This is a genomic window from Rathayibacter sp. PhB179, from assembly GCF_004345345.1.
Classification (GTDB): domain Bacteria; phylum Actinomycetota; class Actinomycetes; order Actinomycetales; family Microbacteriaceae; genus Rathayibacter; species Rathayibacter festucae.
The window spans coordinates 396,859-419,561 of record NZ_SLVD01000002.1 but is presented as its reverse complement, the minus strand read 5'-3'; the positions used below and the strand labels follow the sequence as shown (position 1 = coordinate 419,561).

The window sequence follows — 22,703 nt, the reverse complement described above, 5'->3', positions numbered from 1 at the left end:
GCCCCTCTACGTTGAAGGAGGAGAGGTGGAGATGTCCGAGGATCAGGCCGAGATGCTGCGTGCCCTGCACGACGAGCACTCGGCGGCGCTGTGGCGGTTCGTCCTCCGGCTCACGGGCGACCGCCAGCTGGCGGAGGACGTGGTGCAGGAGGCGCTGCTGCGCGCCTGGAAGCACCCGGAGATCCTGGCCCAGGGCGAGGCCGCGGCCCGCTCCTGGCTCTACACCGTCGCCCGCAACATCGTCATCGACGACCGCCGCAGCGCCCGGCACAACCGCGAGTTCGGGACCGACGAGGTGCCCGAGCGCGCGCACGGCGACCGCACCGACCAGGTGCTCGACGCCTGGCTGCTCTCGGAGGCGCTGGGCACCCTCAGCCACGACCACCGCGCGGTGATCGTGCACGCCTACTACGGCGGGCGCACGGTCGGCGAGATCGCCGAGCTGCTGGGCATCGCGCCCGGAACGGTGAAGTCGCGGATGCACTACGGGATGCGGGCGCTGAAGCTCGCCCTCCAGGAGAAAGGCGTGACCGAACCGTGAGCACCGAGCAGCAGAGCGACGACGCCTCCCGCGACGACGCCTTCCGCGACTGGGACGCGGCGTACCTCCTCGGCGCGCTCTCGCCCGCCGACCGCCGCGCCTACGAGCAGCACCTGCGGGTCTGCCCCGGCTGCCGCGAGGCGCTGGGCGAGTTCGTCGCGATCCCCGGCCTGCTCGCGCACCTGCCGCAGGAGGACGCGCTCGCGCTGCTCGAGACGGAGCAGCGCGTCGAGGAGTCCGCCCCGCCCGCCCTGCTCGCGCACCTCGCCCGGGCGACCGACGCGCTCCGCCGCCGCACCCGCTTCCGCATCGCCGGCCTCGTGCTCGCCGCCGCCGGGGTCTCCGCGGCCGCCGCGATCGCCCTCCCGCTCGTGGTCGGCACCCCGCCCACGGTGGTCGAGAACACGGTGGCTCTCGCCGCGGCGCCCGGCGTCCCGGTCGAGGCGTCGGTCCGCTTCGTTCCGGAGGCGTGGGGCACGCGGATCGACATGGACTGCAGCTGGGAGGAGAGCGGCGCGGCGACCGGGGGTGCGGCGTCCGTCGGCTACGTGATGTACGTGACCGACACGGCCGGCTCCACGGAGCCGATCGGCTCGTGGACGAGCACGCCCGGCTCGACGGTGGAGCCGAGCCTCTCGACCGGTCTGCCGCTGGCCGAGATCGCCTCGGTCGAGGTGCGCCTGCAGGGCTCCGAGCAGGTCGTCCTCACCGGCAGCCCCTGACGCGGGTCTCGCCCCGGCACGGGCAGCCCCTGACGCGGGGTCCGGCGCCGACCCCGATCTCCCAGGTGCGGAGCCCTGGGACTGAGTAGCTTCTCAGTCATGACGATCGCGACCCTCGCCCTCGCCCCTGCCTCCGTGACGGCGGCCTCCTCCACCGACAGCATCGACGAGCTCTCCGGTCTCGTCGGCGTCGCCGCCCGCGTGATCGCGGCACTGGGCGAGGCCGGGGTCGGTCTGCTGACGCTGATCGAGACGGTCTTCCCGCCGATCCCGAGCGAGCTGGTGCTGCCGCTGGCGGGCTTCCTGGCCCAGCAGGGGCGGATGAACCTGGTGCTCGTCGTGATCACCGCGACCCTCGGCGCCTACCTCGGCGGCCTGATCCTCTACTGGCTCGGCTACCGCATCGGCACCGAGCGCTCGATCCGCCTGCTGTCCAGGCTGCCCCTGGTCGACCGCGAGGACTTCGAGAAGGCCGTCGGCTGGTTCCGCCGCCACGGCACCTGGGCGGTCCTCTTCGGCCGGCTCATCCCCGGAGTCCGGAGTCTGATCTCGCTGCCCGCGGGTGCCGAGCGGATGAACCTGCTGCTGTTCTCGGGGCTGACGATCCTCGGCTCCGGCGTCTGGAACGGCCTGCTGATCGGCCTCGGCGCGGCGCTCGGCACCCAGTACGAGCTGGTCGACCAGTACGCGGGCGTGCTCGACGCGATCATCTACGGCGCGATCGGCGTGGTCGTGCTGCTTCTGGTGGTCCGCAGCATCCGCCGGCACCGCGCCGCCCGCCGCACCGGAGCCGGCCGCCGGCACTGACCCGGGCCGCCGGCACCGCAGGGTAGCGGGCGCGCGGGCTGAGCGCGACCGCCCCCGTGTCCCGCTCGCCACGGGGCGGAAGTGCCCTAGCGTTCGAGGGGTCAGCCCCCGACGAGAGGACCCTCATGCCCGAGAACACGGCCGAGAACGCCGCCGCCGCGACTCCCTCTCCCGCACTCTCCCGCACCGCCGTCGAGCGCAGCTGGATCATCGGCGTCTCGCTGATCGCCATCGCCCTCGGCGTGATCGCGGTGCTGATCCCCGGCCCGACCCTGCTCACCGTCGCGATCGTCTTCGGCATCCATCTGATCGCCGCCGGCGTCTTCCGGCTCCTGCTGGCCTTCACCGCCACGCGCCTGCAGAACCGGGTGCGCTGGCTCGCGGGCCTCCTCGGCGCGCTGATCCTGGTCGCCGGCATCCTCTGCCTGTCCAACCCGTTCGAGTCGCTCAGCATCCTCGGCCTCGTGATCGGCCTCGGCTGGATCCTCGACGGCGTCTCGAGCATCACCAGCGGCCGCACCGTCGCCGGCCCGGTGTGGCTGCCGATCGCCGCGGGCATCGCCTCGGTGATCGCGGGCCTGCTCACGGTCATCATGCCGGTGCTCGCGCTGTCCGCCTTCGTCACCGTCGCAGCGATCCTGCTGATCGTCGTCGGCGTCTCCGGGCTGCTGCTGCTGCCGGGCCGCACGAGGACCGCGCCGGAGACCGCCGAGGCGCGCTAGGCGCTCCAGAGCCCGAGCGCCTGCACCGGGATCGCGTAGGCGAACCAGGAGAGCGGCGCGAGGATCCAGTTCGCGAGGATCCGCCGCCGCCCGTCCGCGTGCGCGAGCACCACGGCGACCTCGGAGCGGGCGATCCGCGGGGAGTAGAGCAGGGGCGCGTTCGCGACGATCGACAGCAGCGCGCCGATGATGACCGGCCCGCCGGCGAGGACGAGGAGACCCGGCTCGGTCTGCAGCGCGAACGCCGTGGCGACGATCAGCCAGATCGCGAGCAGGGTCGCAGCGGTGGCCCGGGTCGCCCGCTGGGCGAGGCTGCGGCCGGAGGCGATCACCGCGTCGAGCGGCTGCGACCGGTCCGCCCGCACGGCGCGCACGGCGCTGAGGCGGAGCGCGACGGCGACGATCAGCGCGAGCACCGCATAGGGCAGGCCCGCCCGCGTCAGCGCCATCGGCAGCCACGGAGTGCTCAGGGCGAGGACGCTCCCGAAGAGGCCGCCGAGCACCAGCATCCCGACCGGGACGACGACCACCAGGCTGAGCGGGAAGCGCGGGGGCCCGTCGTGCGTCGTCCGGGCGTCCGCGTGCCCCGGCTCTCCGAACGGTCGCTCACCGGTCGCCTGCGCGGTGTGCTCGTGATTCCCGTCGTCCCCGACATCCGTGCTCCCGGCCCCCATGACGTCGACCCTAGCCCGGCCGCCGTTCCGCGGCGGGTCCGTGGCAGCATGGCGCCGTGACCGCCGCCGACCCCGCCGCCGAGCCCGACCCCGCCGCCGAGCCCGACCTCGTCCCCGAGCTCCTCGTCGAGGACCTCGAGCGCAGCCTCGCCTTCTGGTGCGGCCCCTGCGGCTTCGCGGTCCGCTACGCGCGGCCGGAGGAGGGCTTCGCGTACCTCGTCCGCGGCGGCGCCCACGTCATGCTCGACCGGATCGGCAGCACCCGCGACTGGATCACCGCGCCGCTGGAGCGCCCGCTCGGTCGCGGCGCGAACCTCCAGATCCGCGTCGACGACGCCGACGCCGTCGCGGCGGCCCTCGACGCGGCGGGGGTGCCCCTGTTCACCCCTGCCGAGGCTCGCTGGTACCGGGTGGGGGAGGAGGAGGCGGGCGTCCGCCAGGTCCTCGTCACCGATCCCGACGGCTACCTCCTGCGCTTCCAGTCCTCGCTCGGGCGGCGCCGCGCGACGTGAGCCGAACGGCGCGCGCCATCATGCCAGCGGAGGACGCAGGAGACGGCCGCCGACTGGTTCCATCGGTTCCATGTCCACTCCGTCCACCGGCACCCTCGCGCTGCCGACCACCGACCCGGCCGCCGCCGCGCCTCCCGCTCCCGCCGCCCTCTCCGAGGACGACGAGGTCCTCCGTCCGGCCGATCTCGTCACCGCGCTGACCGGGATCACCCTCGGCTTCTTCGCTCTCTTCGTCCACGGCCTCACCCAGTGGTCGTACGTCGGACCCACCGTCGAGCGGGCGGGCGTGCTCGGCTGGCTCGCCCCGGCGCTGGTCGGGCTGATCTGCGTCGTCACGGCCGTGACGTCGGTGGCGGTCCGCGCCGCCCGCCGGGCGAGCCGCGGGCCGTCCACGCCGACCGGAGCCGCCTCGTGACCGCCGCGCCCGCCGTCCCGTCCACCGCGACCCCCGCCGTCGCCCTCGCGCAGGAGCTGCTCCTGCGCACCGGCTGCGCCCGACCCGGACTGCCCTGGATCCGCGAGACCGCGGCGGGGCCGGCGGTCGACCTCCCGGTCCTCGAGCGCGGCGCGCACCTGCTCGACCTCTCCGAGGAGGCGGTCGCCCGGATCGCGCTGTCGCTCGCCACCGGCCGCCCGGTCGACCTGCGCGCGGCGTTCGGGCACCTCACCCGCGACCACGCCGAGGCCGTCATGATCGCCGTGGCCGTCGCCGGCGGGCACGACCGCGTCGAGAGCCGCGTCGTCGTCGTGGACGGCGAGCGCCGGGTCGAGAGCGTGCCCCCGCTCGGCGTGTGGCCCGATCGCGGAGCGCGATCCGGCGACGAGGGGCTCGCCCGCGCCGCGGCCTGACCGACCCGCACGACCCCCAGACGCGGGTGACGCCTCGGTCGTCCGGCCGATCCGAGTCGCTACGGCCTTTCGCAGATCCCCGGCTTAGGGTGTCCGTGTGCAACGTGTCGACGATTTCCCAGGAGCCGGACCGGTGGCGACCTCCCCCGAGTCCGGTGACCCGCGCGAGGCGTCCGCCCTCCAGCTCCCCTCCAACGCCACCACGCCCGTCCAGGTGACGAGCGGCGAGGCCGGCTACCAGGGCGGCAACGCGGCCGACCCGGTCTGGCAGTCCTGGCGGGAGGAGCTCGCCAAGGTCGGCGGCCCCTCGCCGCTCCTGCACTTCGTCGACTCCCCGCGCACCCGCATCGAGCTGTCCACCACGCACCCGGGCGGGCTGCCGCCGTTCATCTCGGGCAAGACGACCCTGCTCTCCTCCCTCATCCGCGACGAGCTGGCGCTGCGCACCGCGAAGAACGCCGCCGCCGCCATCACCGACAAGGGGATCGAGCTGCGCTCGGTCCGCGGCATCGAGGGCGTGCACCTCGCGATCGGCCTCGCCCAGTGGCGCGCCGGCGAGACGGAGTTCACCGCCCCCGTCCTGCTGCGCCCGCTCGCGATCCGCCGCTACGGCCGCGACTTCGAGCTCAAGCTCAAGGGCCAGCCCTACTTCAACCCGCAGCTCGCCCGCGCGCTCAAGCAGCAGTTCGGCATCACGATCGACCCCGAGCAGTTCGTCGAACTCGCGGTGCAGAGCGGTGTCTTCAAGCCGCAGCCGGTCATCGACCAGCTCCGCGGTCTCACCTCGCACCTGCCCTGGTTCGCCGTGCACCCGCGCCTGGTGGTGTCGAGCTTCGCCGACGTCGCCGGCGACATGCTCCGCGACGCCCGGATGCTCGAGCACCCCGTCCTGGACGCGGTCGCCGGCAACCCGGCCGCCAAGCGCGCGCTGCAGCAGTCGCAGAAGGTGGCGTCGATCATCCCGCAGGACGAGCGTCCGCCGGCGACCGACAACCTCCTGCTCGACGCCGACGCCGAGCAGGAGCAGGTCATCGCGAACATCGCGGCCGGCAACTCGCTCGTCGTGAAGACCCTCCCCGGAACCGGCGGCACGCAGACGATCGTCAACGCGATCGGCGCGCTCGCCGCGCAGCACAAGCGCGTCCTCGTGGTCGGCGCCCGCCGCTCGAGCCTCGACAGCATCCACCAGCGGCTGCTCTCCGCCGGCCTCGGCGGCATCGCCGTCAGCCCGCGCACGCTCCGCCGCGACCTGATCCAGTCGATCGGCCGCAACGAGAAGGCCGCGCGCCCCTCCGTCAGCGAGATCGACGACGCGCTGCTGCGCCTGCGCAAGGTGCTGCTCGACTACCGCGGCGCCCTCTCGCGTCGCGACCCCAGCTTCGGCGTGTCCGCGCTGCAGGCCCTCGAGGAGCTGGCGCGCCTCTCGCAGCTGCGCACGCCCCCGTCGACCGCCGCCCGCCTCGACCGCCGCGCCGTCACCGCCCTCGCGCACAGCCGCCCCGAGGCGACCCGGATGCTGATCGAGTCGGCTCGTCTCGGCGAGTTCCGCTACGGACCGGGAGACTCGCCCTGGTACGGCGCGCAGTTCGACTCGACCGCCGACGCGGAGGCCGCGCACGAGCTGGCCAAGCGCTTGCACCTGCGCGACCTGCCGCGCCTGCTCGACCGCGCCCAGGACGTCATCGCGCAGACGCGCATGCGCCCGTTCGAGTCGGTCGCCGAGCTCGGCATCTACCTGCGCCTGCTGCAGGACGTCCGCGAGACGCTCGACAAGTTCCAGCCGGCCGTCTTCGACCGCTCGATCCAGGACCTCATCGTCGCCACCTCGCCGCGCCGCGAGGCCGCCGAGATGTCCTCGACGAACCGCCGCCGCCTGAAGAAGCTCGCCCGCGAGTACATGCGGCCCGGCGCGCACGTCACCGACCTCAACGCGTCGCTCCGCCGTGTGCAGCAGCAGCGCACGCTCTGGCAGCGCTACGCCGTCGCGGGCACCGTCCCCGAGGTGCCGGTCGGCGTCGCCGACGTCCAGGTCGCGTTCCAGCAGGTGTCCGACCAGCTCGGCCGGCTCGACGAGCCGCTCGGCCGGCGCGGCGGCAGCACGCCGCTCGCCTCCCTGCCGCTCGCCGAGCTCGTCTCGATGGTCTCCGGGCTCGCCGAGGACAGCGAGGTGCTCGCCAACCTGCAGGAGCGCACGACGCTGCTCTCGACGCTGCGCGAGTGGGGCCTGGACCCGCTGCTGACCGACCTCTCGCGCCGCCACGTGCCGGCCGAGCTGGTCGCGATCGAGCTCGACCTCGCCTGGTGGCGCTCGGCGCTCGAGATCATGCTGACCGACGAGCGCGCCCTGCTCGGCGGCAACACCAGCGTGCTCGACCGCCTCGAGGCGGACTTCAAGCTCGTCGACGAGGCGCACGCCGCCTCCAGCGCCGAGCTGCTGGCCTGGAAGCTCTCGGAGACCTGGAAGATCGGGCTCGTCGACTGGCAGCTCGAGCGCGACGCCCTGCGCGCGCTGCTGCGCTCCGAGGCGTCGACCACGCCGCAGGAGCTGCAGAAGGCCGCGCCGCACCTCTCGCGGGTGCTCGCTCCGGCCTGGCTCGCCTCGCCCTACGAGGTGCACCGCATCGGCACCGAGACGACCTTCGACGCAGTCTTCCTCGTCGACGCCGGCGCCACGACCCTCGCCGAGAACGTCGGAGCGATCCGCCGCGCCAAGCAGGTCGTCGCGTTCGGCGACCCGGTGACGCAGACGCCGACGCCGTTCTCGCTGCGCGTCGACGAGACCGTCGAGTTCGGCAGCGCCGCCTCGCGCACCGACGTCGAGGCCCTGCACGCGCAGTCGGCGCTGGCCCGCCTCGGCGAGCTGCTGAACACCGTCACGCTCACCCGCAGCTACCGCGCGGGCGGCGAGGACCTCGCCGAGCTGGTGAACCGCCGCTTCTACGGCGGCCGGATCGACTCGCTGCCGTGGGCCGGCTCGTTCCTCGGGCACGACTCGCTCCGCTTCCACTACATCGCCAGCGGACACGGCATGCCGGAGAACGACTCCGGAGCGGTCGAGTCCGTCGACGCCGAGGTCGCGAAGGTGGTCGAGCTGGTGCTCGAGCACGCGGTCATCCGGCCGCGCGAGTCGCTGATGGTGATCACCGCGAGCCCGCGGCACGCCGTCCGGGTGCAGCAGGCCGTGCTCACCGCGTTCGCGAAGCGCGCGGACCTCAACGACTTCATCCTCGGCGACCGGCCCGAGCCGTTCGCGGTGGTGACGCTCGAGCAGTCGGTGGCGCAGAGCCGCGACCGGGTGATCTTCTCGATCGGCTACGGCCGCACCCCGCACGGCCGCCTGCTCTCCAACTTCGGTGCGCTGGCCGAGCCGGGCGGAGAGCGCCTGCTCGCCGTCGGCATGACCCGGGCCCGCCGGTCGATGGACATCGTCTCCTGCTTCCGCCCCGGCGACATCGACGAGTCGCGGATGCGCTACGGCATGGTCGCGCTCGCCCAGGTGCTCCAGGAGGCGGAGGACCGCGTCCAGCCGAGCGACCGCGACGACTACTCCGAGCCGATGCTCGTCGACCTGGCCGCGCGTCTCGAGCGCCGCGGACTGCGCGTCAACATCGGGCACAAGGGCAAGCTCGCGCTGGTCGCGGCGCACGGCACCCGCGCCGTCGTCGTCGAGACCGACCGCGACGTCAGCACGCAGAGCCTCCGGGTCTCGCTGCGGCTGCGACCGGAGCTGCTGCGCCGCCTGGGCTGGCACTACCTCCGCGTGCACAACTTCGAGCTGTTCGCCGACCCCGAGGCCGTGGCCGCGCGGGTCGCCGGGCTGATCGGCGCCCCGCAGGACGAGACGTCGACCGGTCCGATCGAGGTGCCGGTGGGCGCCGGCGCGCCGATCGTCGAGGACGCCGCCCCGGCGTCGAACGAGACGCAGCCGATCACGCCCCTGCCCGCCGACTGAGCGTGCCCGAGGACTCCCGGGCCGCCGCGCCCGCCGGCGCTGACCGACCGCTCCGGCGCTCGCGCGGCGGCCGGCGGGCGACCCTGCCCGCGAAGCCGGGCACCGACCCGTCCCCGCACGACGCCGTCGTCCCCGACCCCGAGGCGCCCGCTGTGCGCCCCGACACGGGCCCGAACGACGCCCGCCTCCGCCAGGACGTCCCCCCGCACTACTGACCCCTCCCGCGAGATGCCACTTGTGCACGCTTTCCACGGCGTGTCGCGTGCACAAGTGGCATCTCGCGGGCCGCGGACGACGACGGCCCACCGTGCCGGAGCACGATGGGCCGTCGTCGTCGCGGGAGCGGGTCAGCCGCAGGTGCGGGCCGCGTAGGGGGCCTTGACCGTCGAGGTGACGGACTTGCCACCGACCGTGGCGGTCGCCGTCACCGTCGCCTCGCCGGCCGCGAGCTGGGCGGCCCGGACGGTGAAGGCGGCGGAGGCGTTCGAGCCCGCCTTGACGCCGGCGAAGGACTTCGTGCCCGCCGTCGAGGTGACGGTGACGTCCATCGGGACGGTGTCGCCGTTGGTCGCGACGACCGTCAGCACCACCTTGCCGGCGACGCAGCGGGTGCTCGCCGCGGCCGTCAGCTTCAGCGACGACTGCACGGTGACCGTGGCGGTCACCGGCATCCGCGAGTCGTCCTGCGCCACTCCCCGCACCGTGAAGGTGCCGGCGGCGGCGTAGGAGGCGGGGGCGACGGCGTCCCAGGTCACGGCGACGGTGCGCTTGGCGCCGTCGGCCGTCGTGAGCTCCGCGCTCGGCAGCACCGGGGCGACGCCGGCCGCGGTCGAGACCGCGATCGGAGCGACCGAGGTGACGGCGATGGCTGGGGCGTACGCCTCGAGCATCCGCTGGTACTCGGCGCGGGTCACCGGGATGACCGTGCCGTGGCGGGGCTTGCCGCCGTCGGAGTTCTGCGGCAGGTTCTCCCGCAGCTTCGCTCCGAGCGGCTGCCAGGTGTCGGCGGCCAGGTCGTCGGTGCCGAACGGGATGTAGTGGTTCGGTCCCGCGTGGTAGTCCGGCTGGTCGATGAAGAGGAACCAGTCGAGGCCGTTCACGTCGCCCTCGTTCGCGGGGAAGACGTTCGGGCCCTCACCGCTGGTGAAGGTGCCGTTCGGCTCGCCGTTGGGCAGGCCGGAGGCGACGCGCTCCTTGACCAGGGTCCACTCGTCCGCGGGTCCGGAGGTGCCGGGCAGTGAGCCGCTGACCGTGGCGAGCAGGTCGGTGCTCTTCTCCTCGCGGAGCGTCATCGACGCCTCGTCCTTCGTGAAGCGGTAGTAGGTGTCGCCGTCCTTCGCGATGGTCGAGTCGATCGTGCCGCGGCCGGTGCCGCGCTGAACGTCGATCCACGGCTTCGCCTCCGAGAAGGTGACGAAGTCGTCGGTGGTCGCGTACATCATCTGGTTGTAGGTGACGGCGGTGCGGTCGGCCGCGTTCGTCGTCGGGTACATGTTCGAGGCCCAGAACACGACGTAGGTGTCGAGGTCGTCGTCCCAGTACGCCTCGGGCGCCCAGGTGTTGCCGGCGAAGTCGGTCGAGACCTTCACGTGGCGCTGCGCCGACCAGTTCACCAGGTCGGTCGACTCCCAGACCTCGATGTACTTCGAGCCCGACTTCTGCGCGGTGTCGAAGCCGCCGGCCAGGCCGTCGATCTTGAGGTCCGTCGCGAGCATGAAGAACGTGTCGCCCTCGTGCGAGCGGAGGATGAACGGGTCGCGCAGGCCCTTGGTGCCCTGGTCGGAGGTGAAGACGGGCTGTCCGCCGTTCAGGGTGTTCCAGTCGAGGGCGTCGTTCCCCTTGGAGGCGGCGAGGCTGACGCGCTCGGCGCCGGCGCCCTCACCGGTGAAGAAGGCCCAGACGTAGGCCTCGGTGTCGTCCGTGCCCGTGGGCAGCGGCTGGAGGCGGAGGGTGAAGTCGCGGGTGCGCGTCACCGATCCGCTGGTCGCGGTCGCGCGGACCGTCACGTCGACGGCCGGGCTGCCCGCGGCGGGGCGCTCGACGACGATGGTGCGGCTGTCGGCGGTGCTGCCGTCGCGGATCGTCGCGGCGCTCGAGCCGATGACGCTCCAGGCGATGCTCGAGCCGAGGGCGCCCCGCGCCGGGACCGAGATGTTGGTGCGGACGTCGCCGGCCCGGGCGACGGTCACGGCGTCGAGGTCGCGCTGGACCTTGTCGGCGTCGGCGAGCTGCGCGGTGACGAGCACCGGGTAGTCGACGGTGCGCGTGTCGCTGCCGGAGGTGAAGGTGGCGGTGAGCGTCACGGCGGCGTCGGGGGAGCCGGCGGCCGGTCGCGTGACGACGGCGCTGCCTCCGGAGACCGCGATGGCGGCGCTGCTCGAGCGCCAGGTCACGGCGACGCCGGCGCTGCTGGTGGGCAGCGCGAAGTCGGCGGTCGCGGTCGTCGGGATGCTGACGGAGGCGACGGCGCGGTCGATCGCCTGCGACGAGTACAGCGCGGTGACGGCGTCGGCGGTGAGCGCGCTGTCGTAGACCGCGAAGTCGTCGACGAGGCCGCTCCAGCCGGCGTCGTTGTAGGTCGAGCGGCCGAGGTAGCCGACCAGCGAGGCACCGAAGGACGAGACGTTGCGGGTGATCGCGTTCTGGCCGATCCGGGTGCCGTTGACGTAGACGGAGAGCGTCCCGTTCGTGCCGTCGATGACGGTCGTGTAGAGCGAGTAGCCGGCGGGGGTGCGCAGGCCGGTGCTGGCGGCGTTCGTCGAGCCGGGGCCGACTTCGGTGCCCCACGGGGCGCCGGCGTTGGTCGCGTTCGTGACGACCGACTTGACGAAGCCGGCCGGGTTCGTCGGGTTGAGCAGGTAGTAGCCGGAGGAGTAGGACGCGCCGGCCGCGACCGGGGCGCCGAGGAACGCGGCCGCGGTGTTCGCGGGTCCGGTCCGGTTCGACAGCCAGGTGGAGACCGTGAGGTCCTTCTTGCCGACGAGGCCCGCCGTCGGGATGTCGACGTAGGGGGCCGCGGCGGCCGAGCCGCCCGGCAGGCTCAGCGCGCCCGCGGCGACGGTGGCGCCGCTGCCGCGCAGGGTGCCGTTGTAGCCGTTGCCGCTGGTGTCGGCGACGGTCGTGCCGGTCGGCGCGGTGTCGAAGCTGTAGTGGAGCAGCGGCTGGGCCGTCGCTCCGGAGGCGGAGACCGGGAGGGCGGCTCCGAGCAGCGCGGTGGCTGCGATCGTCGTGGTCGCCAGAGCGGTCCGCAACGTCGATCGTGATCGTCTCATGCAGGATTCCTCGTCGTCGAGAGGGCGACGAGGCCGCGGGCCCTCGAGGGTGAGGGTGCCGGTGCTCCGTCGCACGGGTGGTGAGGAACCACACACTAAAGGCTCGCGAGGGCGACACGCGAGAACTTTGTTACCGTTAACAAGAACTGACACGACGGACGCCGCGGGAGTGCGCTCCGCGGACACCGCCGGACGCGGCGAGAGGGGCGGCGACCTCGCTATCGCCGCCCCTCTCCGCCCGTCAGCGGGCGTCAGTCGACGTGCTTGCCGGAGTTCGCGGTGGTCGCGGTGCCGCCGTTGGCGAGCAGGTCGCGGATGTCGGCGAGGAGCTCGAGCTCGGTGGGCGCCTTGTCCTCGGTGGCCGGGGCGTCGTCCATCTTCTTCTTGAACGCGGCGTTCTTGAGGTGGTTGATCGGCAGCACGAACGCGAAGTAGAGCACGAACGCGACGATCACGAACTGGATCAGGGCGGAAAGGACGCTGCCCCAGGCGATGACCGACGCCTCCTGGCCGTTGCCCTCGGGGCGGATCGTCCAGACGAGCGTCTCGAGGGAGGAGGCGTCGAAGATGACGCCGATGATCGGATTGAAGATGCCCGTCACGATCGCGTTGACGATCGTGGTGAACGCGGCGCCGATGACCACGGCGACCGCCAGGTCGATGACGTTGCCGCGGAGGATGAACTCTTTGAAGCCGTTGATCATGATCTGTTCCGTTTCTGCCGGCGGGCGGAGTGAGGTGCGCGGAGGCGGGCTCGCTCCCGGGGGAGCGGCGGCCCTAGGAGGAGGAGGAGGAGGACCCCGACCCGGAGGACGAGGGCTTGGAGGAAGAGGAGGAGCCCGAGGAGCCGGAGCCGGAGCCGGAGCCCGATCCCGAGGACGAGGAGCCGGAGCCGGAGGATCCCGACCCGGAGGAGCCCGACGAGGCGCCGGAGCCGCCCGAGGACGACCCGCCGGAACCCGAGCCGGTCGACGCGGGAGCGGACGACCCTCCGCCCGACTCGCCCTTCGACTCCTTCGAGCCGGAACCGGACCCCGAGGCGCGCGAGTCGGTCCGGTAGAAGCCCGAGCCGTTGAAGGTCACGCCGACCGCGCTGAAGACCTTGCGCAGCGCGCCCTGGCAGCTCGGGCACTCGGTGAGCGAGTCGTCGGTGAACTTCTGCTGGATGTCGAAGGCGTTGCCGCACTGGGTGCAGCGGTAGGAGTAGGTGGGCACTGGTGCTCCTGAAGCGGTGGCGGCGGCGGGGGAGAGAGGAGGAAGAGGGGGAGTGGATCAGCGGCGGATGTCGACGATGCCCGAGGGAGTGACGACGCCGTCGACCGCCTGGTCGTGCACCTCGCTGGGCACGTGCTCGACGAACTCGCTGTCGAAGACCACGGCGTAGACGGGCGGGCACTTCTCCATCGAGCCGAGCGTCTTGTCGAAGTAGCCGCGGCCCCAGCCCATCCGCATGCCCGAGCGGTCGACGGTGGCGGCGGGGACGATGATCAGGTCGACGTCGTTGATCGCGATCGGGCCGAGCAGCTGACCGACCGGCTCCGGCATCCCGAACAGGCCCTGGGTCTCGGTGTGGCCGTCGCCGACCGCCCAGTCGAGCAGGCCGTCCTGGCGGGAGATGGGGAAGAGGACCCGGATCCCGCGACTCTCGGCCCAGCCGAGGAACGGGCGGGTGCTCGGCTCGTCCGGCGCCGAGAGGTAGCAGGCGATCGACCGTGCGCCGACCCGGGTCGCCAGCTCCTCGAGGTGCTCGGTGAGGTGCAGGGTGGCCTGCTCGCGGGCGGTCGCGGTCTGCGTGCGTCGGCGCTCACGGAGCTCGGCGCGCAGCGCCCGCTTCTCGTGGGTGATGTCGGCTGGCATGCGGCCCAGTCTAGATCCGGGGTGTCGGACGGCTTTCGCGGCCGGAACGGCGATCCTGAAGAGGGACGGATGACGATCGCGAGGAGTGCAGCATCGCGATCGTGAGGAGTCCTGCGGTGGCTCTGTCCACGAGCGGGGTACACGGCGGTCAAGCCCCTCTCCGGGCCGAAACGTGCCCGACCACGGCCGCCGCTAGTATGGCGCCCCATGGGCACTCGAATCCGCAAAGCCGTCATCCCCGCCGCCGGTCTCGGCACCCGCTTCCTGCCGGCGACCAAGGCCATCCCCAAGGAGATGCTGCCCGTCGTCGACAAGCCGGCGATCCAGTACGTGGTCGAGGAGGCCGCGGACGCCGGACTCCAGGACGTCCTCGTCATCATCGGGCGCAACAAGAACGCGCTCGCCAACCACTTCGACTCGGTCCCCGAGCTCGAGCAGAACCTCGCCAAGAAGCTGGACGACGCCAAGCTGGCGCACGTGCAGTACGCGAGCGACCTCGCCGACGTGCACTTCGTCCGCCAGGGTGAGCCGAAGGGCCTCGGCCACGCCGTCTCGCGCGCGCAGCGCCACGTCGGCGACGAGCCGTTCGCCGTCCTCCTCGGCGACGACCTGATCGACGCGCGCGACCCGCTCCTCACCCGCATGATCGACGTGGCGGAGCAGCGCGACACCACGGTCGTCGCCCTCCTCGAGGTCGACCCCGACCAGATCCACCTCTACGGCTGCGCCGCGGTCGAGGCCACCGACGAGGACGACGTGGTGCGCATCACCGGTCTGGTCGAGAAGCCCTCCAAGGAGGACGCGCCCTCGAACCTGGCGATCATCGGCCGCTACGTCCTCAAGCCCGACGTCTTCGGCGTGCTCGAGCACACCGCGCCCGGCAAGGGCGGCGAGATCCAGCTGACCGACGCCCTCGAGCGCATGGCGCAGGACCCGGCCGAGTTCGGCGGCGTCTACGGCGTCGTCTTCCGCGGCCGTCGCTACGACACCGGCGACAAGCTCGACTACATCAAGGCGATCGTGCAGCTCGCCTCCGACCGCGAGGACCTCGGCGTCGACCTCAAGCCCTGGCTGAAGGACTTCGTCGCGGGCCTCTGACCGAGGATCCCGCGGGGCGGGGCCCGCCCTTGAGCGGGGCCCGCTGCGCGGGCGCTGCTCTTCGCACGGCCCGCTGCGCGGCCCGCGCATGCTGATCGTGCAGCCCGCACAGCATGCGTCCGTTCCATGCTGATCGAGTAGGCCGCGCAGCGGGCGTATCGAGATCCGCCGTCGCCTGCAGTCGGGTCTGCAGACTCGCCCTTCTGGTGGCCGTGGGTCTCGATACGCCCCTCCGGGGCTACTCGACCAGCATGAAGTCCGACGGGTTCGCCTCTTCATGAGCGGGCGGGCCTCTGCATGCTGATCGAGTAGCCCGCGCAGCGGGCGTATCGAGATCCACCGTCGTCTGCAGCTGAGCCTGCAGACCCGCCCTTCTGGCGGACGTGGGTCTCGATACGCCCCTCCGGGGCTACTCGACCATCATGGAGTGGCGGCCCCCCGCTGCTCCGGCCCCTGCCGCGTTCCGGCGCTCCGGTCCACCCCCTTCGACCGCCGCGACCGCGCAGTAGGGTCAGCACATGCCGCTGCCGATACCGACGCTCACCGAGGGTCGTGTCACCATCCGCCCGATCCGGGTCCGGGACGCCCGCCCCCTCGAGCGCGAGCTGATCGCGAACCGCGCCTGGCTGCGGCAGTGGGAGGCGTCCGACCCGCGTGGCGGCGCGGCCTTCGACGTCCGGGCCAGCATCCGCTCGCTGCAGCAGAACGCGCGCGCCGGCGGCGGCGTGCCGTTCCTGATCGACTGGGACGGCGAGCTGGCCGGCCAGCTCAACATCTCCAACATCGGCTACGGCTCCCTCTCCTCCGGCTCGATCGGCTACTGGGTCTCCGAGCGCTACGCCGGCCGCGGCATCACCCCCGTCTCGGTGGCGCTGGCCACCGATCACGCCTTCTTCGACCTCGGCCTGCACCGGATCGAGATCTGCATCCGCCCCGAGAACCGGCCGAGCCTGCGCGTGGTCGAGAAGCTCGGCTTCCGCTACGAGGGCCTGCGCCGCCGGTTCATCCACATCAACGGCGACTGGCGCGACCACTTCTGCTTCGCGCTGGTGGCGGAGGAGGTGCCGCGCGGTGTCCTGCGCCGCTACCTCGAGGGCCAGGTGCCGTCCGATGTCGGCGTGCCGACCGACGCCGACCAGCGCGCCTCCCGCCGATCGGGCCTCTCCGGGCCGCCCGACGGCGCCGGTGTCCCCCCGACGGGGAGCCGATTGATCCGCGATCCGCACGGACACACCTACCCGTAATGACGGACGGGAGCGCCCCGTGCTCCTAGCGTTGGTCGCATGAGTAGCGACTGGCTGGGCGGGGGCGTCGTCTGGGCGCTCGCCGCCGTTCTGTGGGTCGCCTACCTCATCCCCGCGTGGATGCGCCGGCGGTCGTTCTACGCGACCGAGCGCAACGCGGTGAGGCTCCAGCAGACCCTGCGGATCCTCGCCGAGACCGCGGAGGTGCCCAAGCACGTGCGTGCGGAGGCGACGGCCCGCGAGGTCGCGCTGCAGCAGCGCACCCTCCGGGCGACCGAGACCAAACAACGAGCCGAAGAGAAGGCACAGGCGATGGAGCTGGCACAGGCGGAGAAGGCGGCGCGCGAAGCGCTGCGGCGGGCGGCCGTGAGCACGCGGCAGAGCACGCGGACGGCTCCCGGCGCGATGCGCTGGCGTCAGGGCGCGGCGCTGACGGTGCTGATCGGCCTCGTCGTCGCCCTCGTCGGGCTGGTCATGCTGCCCTTCGGCGGCGCGGGAGTGGTGCCGCTGGTCGGCGTGCTGGTGCTCGCCGCCGGGCTGGGCACCCTGATCCTGCTCGCTCCGGGACGGCAGCGCAGCGCCGCGCCCGCCGCGGTCTCGACCAGCACCGCCGAGGTGGCCCGCCGCCGCGCCGAGGTCTTCGAGGCCGAGCTCGCCGAGGAGGCGGCCGCCCCCGAGGAGGAGGCCGCCGCCGCCGAGGAGACGCGCTGGACGCCGCAGCCGCTGCCCAAGCCCCTCTACCTCTCCCGCGGCACCGTCGCGGCCAGCGCGATGGCCTCGATCGACGCGGTGGAGCGGCTCCGCGCCGCCGCCGCGGACGCCGAGATCGCCCAGCGCGCCGCCGCGTCGGCCCCCGAGGTCGCGCCGATCCGCTCGCCGCGCGCGACCGGCCCGGTCCCCGTCCCCGAGGCGCCGCGCCCGTCCTCGCGCTTCGCCTCGATGGGCGTCGTCGAGGGCGTCGACGCGATCGACCTCGACCAGGCCCTGCAGCGCCGCCGCGGAGCCTGAGCGGTCCTCCGCCCCTCGGCCACGTGCTAATGTAGACGAGTTGTTCGGGCCGGTGACGGCTCGGAAGGCACGGGTCCGTGGCGCAGTTGGTAGCGCGCTTCGTTCGCAATGAAGAGGTCAGGGGTTCGAATCCCCTCGGATCCACCACCACACGGAAGGCCCGCTCGAGAGAGCGGGCCTTTTGTCGTTTCGGGGGCGGGTTCGCTCGAGCGAGCGGCCCTCCCCGACTCTCGGGTGAGGCCGGCCGAGGATGCGGTGATCGACATGTCCGGGGAGTCGTGCGGGGGTGCGCGGCCGGGCTGCGTCTCGCGCCAGCGGCTCCACCAAGGGCAATACTCGTATTGACTCAGGGGAGTCGTTCGCGGGAGCGACGTGAACACTCCGGAGGTTGCGGGCATGGGTGGAGACGAGCCGACGGCGCAGGTGCGCTGGTGTGACGGTGACGGATCCGAGGCGACGACGCGTTGGCCTCGCTCGTCCCCGACTCCTTCCGTGGAGGTGCGTCATCGGGGCCCAGGCGACCGAGCGGATCGGACGACCGGGCCGTGACCGTCGTCGCTCTCGTCGGAGGTCTCCTCGCGGGCCTGCTGATCGGAGGAGGGCGCGCACCGCGACGGCGGCAGGGCGTGCTCGCTGCAGGTGTCCTCGTCCTGGCCGTTCTCCTCGCGATGCTCGGTGCGAACTCCGTCGCCCTCGGGAACGCGCTGCTCGCGGGCACCGCCACCACCCTCGCCGCGACGGCGTACGCCGCCTCCGTCTGGAAGCGGCGGATCCCGGATCCGGAGGTCTCATGGGCCGGCTGGGCCTGGCGCGAGCTCGTCCACCCTCGGTGGGTCCGGGAGCGGTTCGAGCGGGTCGGTGGACGGTGACGCGTCGGACAGCGAGTCCCGCCCACCCCGTGCAGAGCCGGCCCGGCGGGCCGATCGGGAGGACGCTCGTCGCGCTGAGTGCCGCGCTTGTCCTCGGTCTGACCGCGTGCACGAGTGCCGCGGGTCCGGACGGGCAGTCCGAACCGGCTCTCGGCACGCCTGCTTTCAGTGGTCCTTGGGCATCGGAGTTCGCCACCGCCTACGACCGGGCGACGGACGACTTCACCCGGTCCGTCATCGAGGACGGCGTGGTCTCGGAGCAGGAGCGCGCGGAGATGATCGACCGCTTCACCAGGTGCGTCGCGGATCTCGGCTACGGCATCGACGAGTACGCGCTCGACGGGTCGTTCCACCTGACGTTCGCTCCGGATACCGACGCCGACGCCGCCTACGAAGAGGTGAAGGGCTGCTCGCGCAGCTCGGGCGAGACCGAGATCGGCGCCCTCTCCAGCTGGACGCACCGCAACCCCGAGCGCGCCGACGAGACCACGCTGGTCGTGGAGTGCCTCGCCCGCTCCGGCGTCGTGCCGACGTCGTACTCGACGTCCGACTACGCGAATGACGTCCCGCGTGACGACTACCCCTTCGCCGAGGAGGACGCGGGTCGGGAGGCGCTGCAGCGGTGCCGCGTCGATCCCCTCGGTGTGGGCTCGTGACGCTGGTGCGGAGGGTCGCGGAGCCTTCTCCAGCGAAACGATAGGTCCTCGACCACTGCTGAGAGGAGCTTCGTAGCCCTCTCGGTGGTCGTGCTCACCACAGCCGCCGTCGCGATCGGTCGCTCCGTCGCCGGGATCGTGCTGTTGCTCAGTGGGCCGCCGCGTCCGGGTCGCGCCAGTTCTCGACGGTCTGCAGGATCCAGAAGGCGGTGAAGAGGGCGAGGGCGATCGCCTCGACGATCAGCAGCCACTGCTCGCCGAGGAGCTCTGAGGCCCGGCCGGTCAGCAGGAGGACGATCGCGGCGGCGTCGACCGCGGCCAGGAGGACGGCGAGCGCGGAGTAGGCGAGCGCGTAGGCGCGGAGCGAGCCCGGTCCGCAGACGCCCTGCGAGCGAACGGCATGGGCGTGGATCCCGGCGACGGCCGCGATGAGCAGGAAGAAGAGTGCGGCGGCGGCGTAGTGGCCGAAGTCGGCGAAGGCCGGGGTGGTGGAGAACACGGCGAGGGCGGTGAGCAGCACGGCGGCACCGCCGGCGCGCAGCCAGGCGCCGCGGTCGAGCGCGCGGTCGACGGCGAGGAAGGCGAGCGAGGCGACCAGGGCCGCCGCGACGACGGCGAGGTAGGCGAGCATCCCGACGGCGATCGCGTCCTCCGAGCCGGGGGCGACGCAGCGCGCGACGCCCGCGGGGCAGCCGGTGCCCGTCAGCAGCTCCAGCTCGTCGGAGGGGATCGGCGCGGGCACCAGGGCGATGACGGGGGCGGTGAAGCCGGCGATCACGAGCAGCGTGCGGCGGACGCTGCGCCCGGCGAGGACCACCAGTCCGACGGCGACGGCGAAGAGGGAGCCGACGAAGACCGAGCGGACCGGCGTGTAGTACGCGGCGCTGATGGAGCGCAGGGGGCCGAGCGTGACCAGGTGCCACGTCACTCCGACGCCGAGGAACAGCACCGCGGCGACGAGCGACACCCGGACGTAGCGGTAGGTCCGCAGCGACGAGACGGTGCCGTCGGCCCTCAGCGCGTCGGGGGAGTGCACGGGGTTACTCCGCGCGCAGGCCCGAGGAGGCGAGGGCGAAGTCGACGTCGATGCGGATCGCGACGCGGAGCGGGTTCTCGCGGGGCGTCCGGTAGCGCTGCGAGTACAGCTCGACGGCGTGCGCGACGGCATCCGGGTCCTCCTCGATCGAGGCGGGGCCGCCGAGGCTGAGCCAGCGGATCCCGTCGACCTGGCTGACGGTCGCGGTGCCGCCGCGGCGGACGTTCAGCACCTTCTGGCTCTCGCGCGAGGTGATGACGCGGACGACGCCGTCCTCGTAGGTGAAGCCGACGGCGACGACGTGCAGGCGTCCCTGCTGCCACGGGGTCGACAGGGTGGCCAGGTGCCGCTGGGTCACGAACTCGAGGCCGTCCGCGCTGAGGATGCTCATCCCGCGAGCGTAGCCGGGCGGGCTGACCCTCCCCGCGAGATGCCACTTGTGCGCGCGACACGCCGCGAAAGGCGTGCACAAGTGGCATCTCGCGAGAGCCCGCCTGGCGTCGGGATCGACCAGGAGCGCAAACTGGGTATTGCCAGGCCTTGTGATGCAAGGCATTATGGCGGGCATGGCGACCGACACCGAGAAGATCCTCGCGAACCTCCGGAAGGGGGTTCTCGAGTTCTGCGTCCTGGCGGCCATCGCCGGGGGGCCGAAGTACGGGCGCGAGCTCGCGCTCACTCTCAGCCGCGCCGGCCTGATCGCCGGCGAGGGCACGCTCTACCCGCTCCTCTCCCGCCTGCGCGACAACGGACTGGTGTCGACCGAGCTCACCGACCCGAGGGAGGGACGCCAGCGGCGCTACTACTCGCTCGCCCCGGCGGGTCGGGCACGGCTCGACGATTTCCGCTCGGAATGGGCGCCGTTCCGCAGCACCGTTGACGACCTCCTGGAGACGAACCGATGACGACGACGCACACCACCGAGACCGGTCGGCGCGCTTACGACGCGCAGCTGCGACGCGAGCTCGCCGTCCTGCCGCGACGGTCGCAGCGGGGGCTCCTGCAGGACGCCGCCGAGCACGCGGCGGGGGCGGGAGACGAGGAGGGGTTCGTCGAGTCCTTCGGCGATCCCGCCGTCATCGCCCGCACCGCGATCGAAGAGCACGACCTCGATGCCCGCCGTCCGCTCCGTCCGAGCCTGCTTCTGCAGTCGAAACTCCTGCAGCTGGTCGCCGCCGTCGTGGCAAGCCCGTTCGTCGCGATCGCGCTGATCGCGGTCCTCGTCGACGGTTCCGTGTTCGGCCTGCCGAGCGTCGCGCTGTGGGCGCTCGTCACGCTCCCGCCGCTGCTGGCCCGCTGGACGGCGTGGTGGCGGACGTCCGTCGTCTGCACGATCCTGCACGCCTGTTTCCTCGCCGTGGGCCTCGTCATCCTCGTCGGCGGGATGTCCGTGCCGGCGGCCGGAGTCGTCTTCCTGATGAGCGGCCTGCTTCTCGCCGCTCACTGCCTCTCGCTCGCGCTGTCGGTCCTGGCCCTCCTCCGGGCACCGAGGGTCCTGCGCACCCGCTGACGTCGCACCCGCGCGCGGCGCCTTCCGCGAGATGCCACTTGTGCACGCGACACGCCGCGAAAGGCGTGCACAAGTGGCATCTCGCGGAGGGGCGTCAGGCGCGGAGGAGGAGGGCCTCGCCCTGGCCGCCGCCACCGCAGAGGGCCGCGGCGCCGAGGCCGCCGCCGCGGCGGCGGAGGGCGAGGGCCAGGTGCAGGGCGAGGCGGGCGCCCGAGGCGCCGACGGGGTGGCCGAGGGCGATGGCGCCGCCGTCGAGGTTGACGGACTCGGGCGGCACGCCGAGGTCGTCGGCGGACTGCAGGACGACCGAGGCGAAGGCCTCGTTGATCTCGATCAGGTCGAGGTCGGCGACGGTTCCGCCGCGGCGGGCGAGGGCGCGGCGGATCGCGGCGGACGGCTGCGAGTGCAGCGAGTTGTCCGGGCCGGCGACCTGGCCGTGCTCGGCGATCTCGGCGAGCCAGGGCAGGCCGCGCGACAGGGCCCAGCCCTTGCTCGCGACGACGAGGGCGGCGGCGCCGTCGGTGATCGGGGAGGAGCTGCCGGCGGTGATCGTCCCCTCGGGGCTGAAGGCGGGGCGGAGGCCCGCGAGGATCTCGACGGTGGTCTCGGGGCGGATGCCGTCGTCCTCGGACACCAGGAGGTCCGGGCCGCGGCGCTGCGCGACCTCGACCGGCACGATCTCCTCGGCGAGGACTCCGGAGTCGCGGGCCGCCGCCGCGCGCTGGTGCGAGAGGGCGGCGTAGGCGTCCTGGCGCTCGCGGCGGATCCCGCGCTCGGCGTTGCCGTCGTCGGTGACGCGGCCCATCATCCGGTCGTCGAAGGGGTCGAGGAGGCCGTCGTGCAGGAGCGCGTCCTCGAGGGGCCGCGCGCCGACGCCGAGGCCGGAGCGGGCGCCGAGCAGGAGGTGCGGCGTGTTCGTCATCGACTCCTGGCCGCCGGCGACGACGACGGAGGCCTCGCCGGTGCGGATGAGGCGGGCGGCGTCGATCACGGCGGTGAGGCCGGAGAGGCAGAGCTTGTTGATCGTGGTGGCGGGGACGTCCCAGCCGAGGCCCGCGCGGATCGCGGTCTGACGGGCGGGGCCCTGGCCGGCGCCGGCCTGGATGACCTGGCCGAGGATCACGGCGTCGATGTCGGACGGCTGCGCGCCGGAGCGCTCGAGGGCCGCGCGGACGGCGGCGGCGCCGAGCTCGACCGCGGAGAGCGGGGCGAAGGCGCCCTGGAAGCGGGCGAACGGGGTGCGGGCGCCGCCGAGGATGACGGGGGTGGTGTCGTCGGTGGTCATGGCGGGACTCCTTCGTCGGCGGGTGGATCTCGATACGCCCGCTGCGCGGGCTACTCGATCAGCATGGTGTGCGCGGGTCGCTCGATCAG

At 73.0% G+C, this 22,703-nt stretch carries 24 protein-coding genes and 1 tRNA gene; 17 read left to right on the top strand and 8 right to left on the bottom strand.

The features are described from left to right. Positions 1-31: 31 nt before the first annotated feature. The 4 genes from EDF43_RS05665 to EDF43_RS05650 all read left to right on the top strand — a co-directional run bounded on the left by EDF43_RS05665 (position 32) and on the right by EDF43_RS05650 (position 2,792). Positions 32-541, top strand: a complete 510-nt coding sequence (locus EDF43_RS05665; RefSeq protein ID WP_132435921.1) for a sigma-70 family RNA polymerase sigma factor — start codon at positions 32-34, stop codon at positions 539-541. Further along, complete coding sequence (locus EDF43_RS05660; RefSeq protein ID WP_123735151.1) at positions 538-1,263, top strand: zf-HC2 domain-containing protein; 726 nt, start codon at positions 538-540, stop codon at positions 1,261-1,263. Before EDF43_RS05665 ends, EDF43_RS05660 begins: the two co-directional genes overlap by 4 nt. 99 nt (positions 1,264-1,362) lie before the next feature. Next, on the top strand, positions 1,363-2,070 hold the full coding sequence (locus EDF43_RS05655) for a DedA family protein (protein WP_123735152.1): 708 nt from the start codon (positions 1,363-1,365) through the stop codon (positions 2,068-2,070). 125 nt (positions 2,071-2,195) lie between these two features. After that, a complete protein-coding gene (locus tag EDF43_RS05650) occupies positions 2,196-2,792 on the top strand; it encodes a DUF308 domain-containing protein (RefSeq protein ID WP_123735153.1) in 597 nt (198 codons plus the stop codon). Here the strand turns inward: EDF43_RS05650 and EDF43_RS05645 are convergent. Then, positions 2,789-3,466, bottom strand: coding sequence for a hypothetical protein (locus tag EDF43_RS05645; protein ID WP_132435920.1), 678 nt, complete (start codon positions 3,464-3,466; stop codon positions 2,789-2,791). The two genes, EDF43_RS05650 and EDF43_RS05645, sit on opposite strands and share 4 nt — an antisense overlap. Positions 3,467-3,522: 56 nt before the next feature. Here EDF43_RS05645 and EDF43_RS05640 point away from each other — a divergent pair, with 56 nt between their 5' ends. From EDF43_RS05640 to EDF43_RS21715, 5 genes are all read left to right on the top strand, one after another. Further along, the gene (locus EDF43_RS05640; RefSeq protein WP_132435919.1) at positions 3,523-3,978 is read left to right on the top strand and encodes a VOC family protein; all 456 of its coding nucleotides are present in this window, start codon (positions 3,523-3,525) and stop codon (positions 3,976-3,978) included. Between the two features lie 70 nt (positions 3,979-4,048). After that, positions 4,049-4,393, top strand: a complete 345-nt coding sequence (locus tag EDF43_RS05635) for a hypothetical protein (protein ID WP_132435918.1) — start codon at positions 4,049-4,051, stop codon at positions 4,391-4,393. Then, positions 4,390-4,827 (top strand): hypothetical protein, encoded by a 438-nt coding sequence (locus EDF43_RS05630; protein WP_132435917.1) that lies wholly within the window; start codon positions 4,390-4,392, stop codon positions 4,825-4,827. Before EDF43_RS05635 ends, EDF43_RS05630 begins: the two co-directional genes overlap by 4 nt. Before the next feature lie 214 nt (positions 4,828-5,041). Then, positions 5,042-8,779, top strand: a complete 3,738-nt coding sequence (locus tag EDF43_RS05625) for an AAA family ATPase (protein WP_243646243.1) — start codon at positions 5,042-5,044, stop codon at positions 8,777-8,779. Between the two features lie 2 nt (positions 8,780-8,781). Next, complete coding sequence (locus tag EDF43_RS21715) at positions 8,782-8,994, top strand: hypothetical protein (RefSeq protein ID WP_165909023.1); 213 nt, start codon at positions 8,782-8,784, stop codon at positions 8,992-8,994. Between the two features lie 132 nt (positions 8,995-9,126). Here the strand turns inward: EDF43_RS21715 and EDF43_RS05615 are convergent, their stop codons facing one another. From EDF43_RS05615 to EDF43_RS05600, 4 genes are all read right to left on the bottom strand, one after another. Next, entirely contained in the window at positions 9,127-12,051 is a 2,925-nt protein-coding gene (locus tag EDF43_RS05615; protein ID WP_132435916.1) for an immunoglobulin-like domain-containing protein, read from the bottom strand. Positions 12,052-12,302: 251 nt separating this feature from the next. After that, on the bottom strand, positions 12,303-12,755 hold the full coding sequence (gene mscL / locus EDF43_RS05610) for a large conductance mechanosensitive channel protein MscL (protein ID WP_207901633.1): 453 nt from the start codon (positions 12,753-12,755) through the stop codon (positions 12,303-12,305). A 73-nt stretch (positions 12,756-12,828) separates the two neighbouring features. After that, positions 12,829-13,266 (bottom strand): FmdB family zinc ribbon protein, encoded by a 438-nt coding sequence (locus tag EDF43_RS05605; RefSeq protein WP_132435915.1) that lies wholly within the window; start codon positions 13,264-13,266, stop codon positions 12,829-12,831. A 57-nt stretch (positions 13,267-13,323) separates the two neighbouring features. After that, positions 13,324-13,908: a 5-formyltetrahydrofolate cyclo-ligase gene (locus tag EDF43_RS05600; RefSeq protein ID WP_123735160.1), complete on the bottom strand. Its 585-nt coding sequence runs from the start codon at positions 13,906-13,908 to the stop codon at positions 13,324-13,326. A 207-nt stretch (positions 13,909-14,115) separates the two neighbouring features. On the opposite strand from EDF43_RS05600, the gene galU reads away from it, so the two are divergent. The 6 genes from galU (at position 14,116) to EDF43_RS05570 (ending at position 18,783) form a co-directional block, all read left to right on the top strand. Continuing rightward, complete coding sequence (gene galU, locus EDF43_RS05595; RefSeq protein WP_123702478.1) at positions 14,116-15,006, top strand: UTP--glucose-1-phosphate uridylyltransferase GalU; 891 nt, start codon at positions 14,116-14,118, stop codon at positions 15,004-15,006. Between the two features lie 518 nt (positions 15,007-15,524). After that, complete coding sequence (locus tag EDF43_RS05590; RefSeq protein ID WP_123445236.1) at positions 15,525-16,250, top strand: GNAT family protein; 726 nt, start codon at positions 15,525-15,527, stop codon at positions 16,248-16,250. A 39-nt stretch (positions 16,251-16,289) separates the two neighbouring features. Next, positions 16,290-17,258, top strand: a complete 969-nt coding sequence (locus EDF43_RS05585) for a hypothetical protein (protein ID WP_132435914.1) — start codon at positions 16,290-16,292, stop codon at positions 17,256-17,258. Between the two features lie 71 nt (positions 17,259-17,329). Next, a tRNA-Ala gene (locus EDF43_RS05580) sits at positions 17,330-17,405 on the top strand. Between the two features lie 398 nt (positions 17,406-17,803). Beyond that, positions 17,804-18,127, top strand: coding sequence for a hypothetical protein (locus EDF43_RS05575; RefSeq protein WP_132435913.1), 324 nt, complete (start codon positions 17,804-17,806; stop codon positions 18,125-18,127). Then, positions 18,124-18,783 (top strand): hypothetical protein, encoded by a 660-nt coding sequence (locus tag EDF43_RS05570; RefSeq protein ID WP_132435912.1) that lies wholly within the window; start codon positions 18,124-18,126, stop codon positions 18,781-18,783. The genes EDF43_RS05575 and EDF43_RS05570 overlap by 4 nt, the downstream gene beginning before the upstream one ends. 148 nt (positions 18,784-18,931) lie before the next feature. Here the strand turns inward: EDF43_RS05570 and EDF43_RS05565 are convergent, their stop codons facing one another. Together EDF43_RS05565 and EDF43_RS05560 are read right to left on the bottom strand one after the other, a co-directional pair. Further along, a complete protein-coding gene (locus EDF43_RS05565) occupies positions 18,932-19,819 on the bottom strand; it encodes a hypothetical protein (RefSeq protein ID WP_132435911.1) in 888 nt (295 codons plus the stop codon). 4 nt (positions 19,820-19,823) lie between these two features. Further along, complete coding sequence (locus EDF43_RS05560; RefSeq protein WP_132435910.1) at positions 19,824-20,210, bottom strand: pyridoxamine 5'-phosphate oxidase family protein; 387 nt, start codon at positions 20,208-20,210, stop codon at positions 19,824-19,826. 175 nt (positions 20,211-20,385) lie between these two features. Between EDF43_RS05560 and EDF43_RS05555 the strand changes: the two genes are divergently transcribed. After that, the gene (locus EDF43_RS05555) at positions 20,386-20,724 is read left to right on the top strand and encodes a PadR family transcriptional regulator (protein WP_132435909.1); all 339 of its coding nucleotides are present in this window, start codon (positions 20,386-20,388) and stop codon (positions 20,722-20,724) included. Then, positions 20,721-21,329, top strand: a complete 609-nt coding sequence (locus EDF43_RS05550) for a hypothetical protein (protein ID WP_132435908.1) — start codon at positions 20,721-20,723, stop codon at positions 21,327-21,329. The genes EDF43_RS05555 and EDF43_RS05550 overlap by 4 nt, the downstream gene beginning before the upstream one ends. 94 nt (positions 21,330-21,423) lie before the next feature. Here the strand turns inward: EDF43_RS05550 and EDF43_RS05545 are convergent, their stop codons facing one another. After that, the gene (locus tag EDF43_RS05545; protein WP_132435907.1) at positions 21,424-22,614 is read right to left on the bottom strand and encodes an acetyl-CoA C-acyltransferase; all 1,191 of its coding nucleotides are present in this window, start codon (positions 22,612-22,614) and stop codon (positions 21,424-21,426) included. Positions 22,615-22,703 lie beyond the last annotated feature (89 nt).

What these genes read in the sequence shown, in the direction of transcription:
- EDF43_RS05650 (WP_123735153.1), top strand. Translation starts at nt 2,196, where the DNA reads ATGCCCGAGAACACGGCCGAGAACGCCGCCGCCGCGACTCCCTCTCCC.
- EDF43_RS05545 (WP_132435907.1), bottom strand. Translation starts at nt 22,614, where the DNA reads ATGACCACCGACGACACCACCCCCGTCATCCTCGGCGGCGCCCGCACC.
- galU (WP_123702478.1), top strand. Translation starts at nt 14,116, where the DNA reads ATGGGCACTCGAATCCGCAAAGCCGTCATCCCCGCCGCCGGTCTCGGC.
- EDF43_RS05590 (WP_123445236.1), top strand. Translation starts at nt 15,525, where the DNA reads ATGCCGCTGCCGATACCGACGCTCACCGAGGGTCGTGTCACCATCCGC.
- EDF43_RS05615 (WP_132435916.1), bottom strand. Translation starts at nt 12,051, where the DNA reads ATGAGACGATCACGATCGACGTTGCGGACCGCTCTGGCGACCACGACG.
- EDF43_RS05585 (WP_132435914.1), top strand. Translation starts at nt 16,290, where the DNA reads ATGAGTAGCGACTGGCTGGGCGGGGGCGTCGTCTGGGCGCTCGCCGCC.
- EDF43_RS05635 (WP_132435918.1), top strand. Translation starts at nt 4,049, where the DNA reads ATGTCCACTCCGTCCACCGGCACCCTCGCGCTGCCGACCACCGACCCG.
- EDF43_RS05655 (WP_123735152.1), top strand. Translation starts at nt 1,363, where the DNA reads ATGACGATCGCGACCCTCGCCCTCGCCCCTGCCTCCGTGACGGCGGCC.
- EDF43_RS05560 (WP_132435910.1), bottom strand. Translation starts at nt 20,210, where the DNA reads ATGAGCATCCTCAGCGCGGACGGCCTCGAGTTCGTGACCCAGCGGCAC.
- EDF43_RS05665 (WP_132435921.1), top strand. Translation starts at nt 32, where the DNA reads ATGTCCGAGGATCAGGCCGAGATGCTGCGTGCCCTGCACGACGAGCAC.
- EDF43_RS05600 (WP_123735160.1), bottom strand. Translation starts at nt 13,908, where the DNA reads ATGCCAGCCGACATCACCCACGAGAAGCGGGCGCTGCGCGCCGAGCTC.
- EDF43_RS05550 (WP_132435908.1), top strand. Translation starts at nt 20,721, where the DNA reads ATGACGACGACGCACACCACCGAGACCGGTCGGCGCGCTTACGACGCG.
- EDF43_RS05645 (WP_132435920.1), bottom strand. Translation starts at nt 3,466, where the DNA reads ATGGGGGCCGGGAGCACGGATGTCGGGGACGACGGGAATCACGAGCAC.
- mscL (WP_207901633.1), bottom strand. Translation starts at nt 12,755, where the DNA reads ATGATCAACGGCTTCAAAGAGTTCATCCTCCGCGGCAACGTCATCGAC.
- EDF43_RS05555 (WP_132435909.1), top strand. Translation starts at nt 20,386, where the DNA reads ATGGCGACCGACACCGAGAAGATCCTCGCGAACCTCCGGAAGGGGGTT.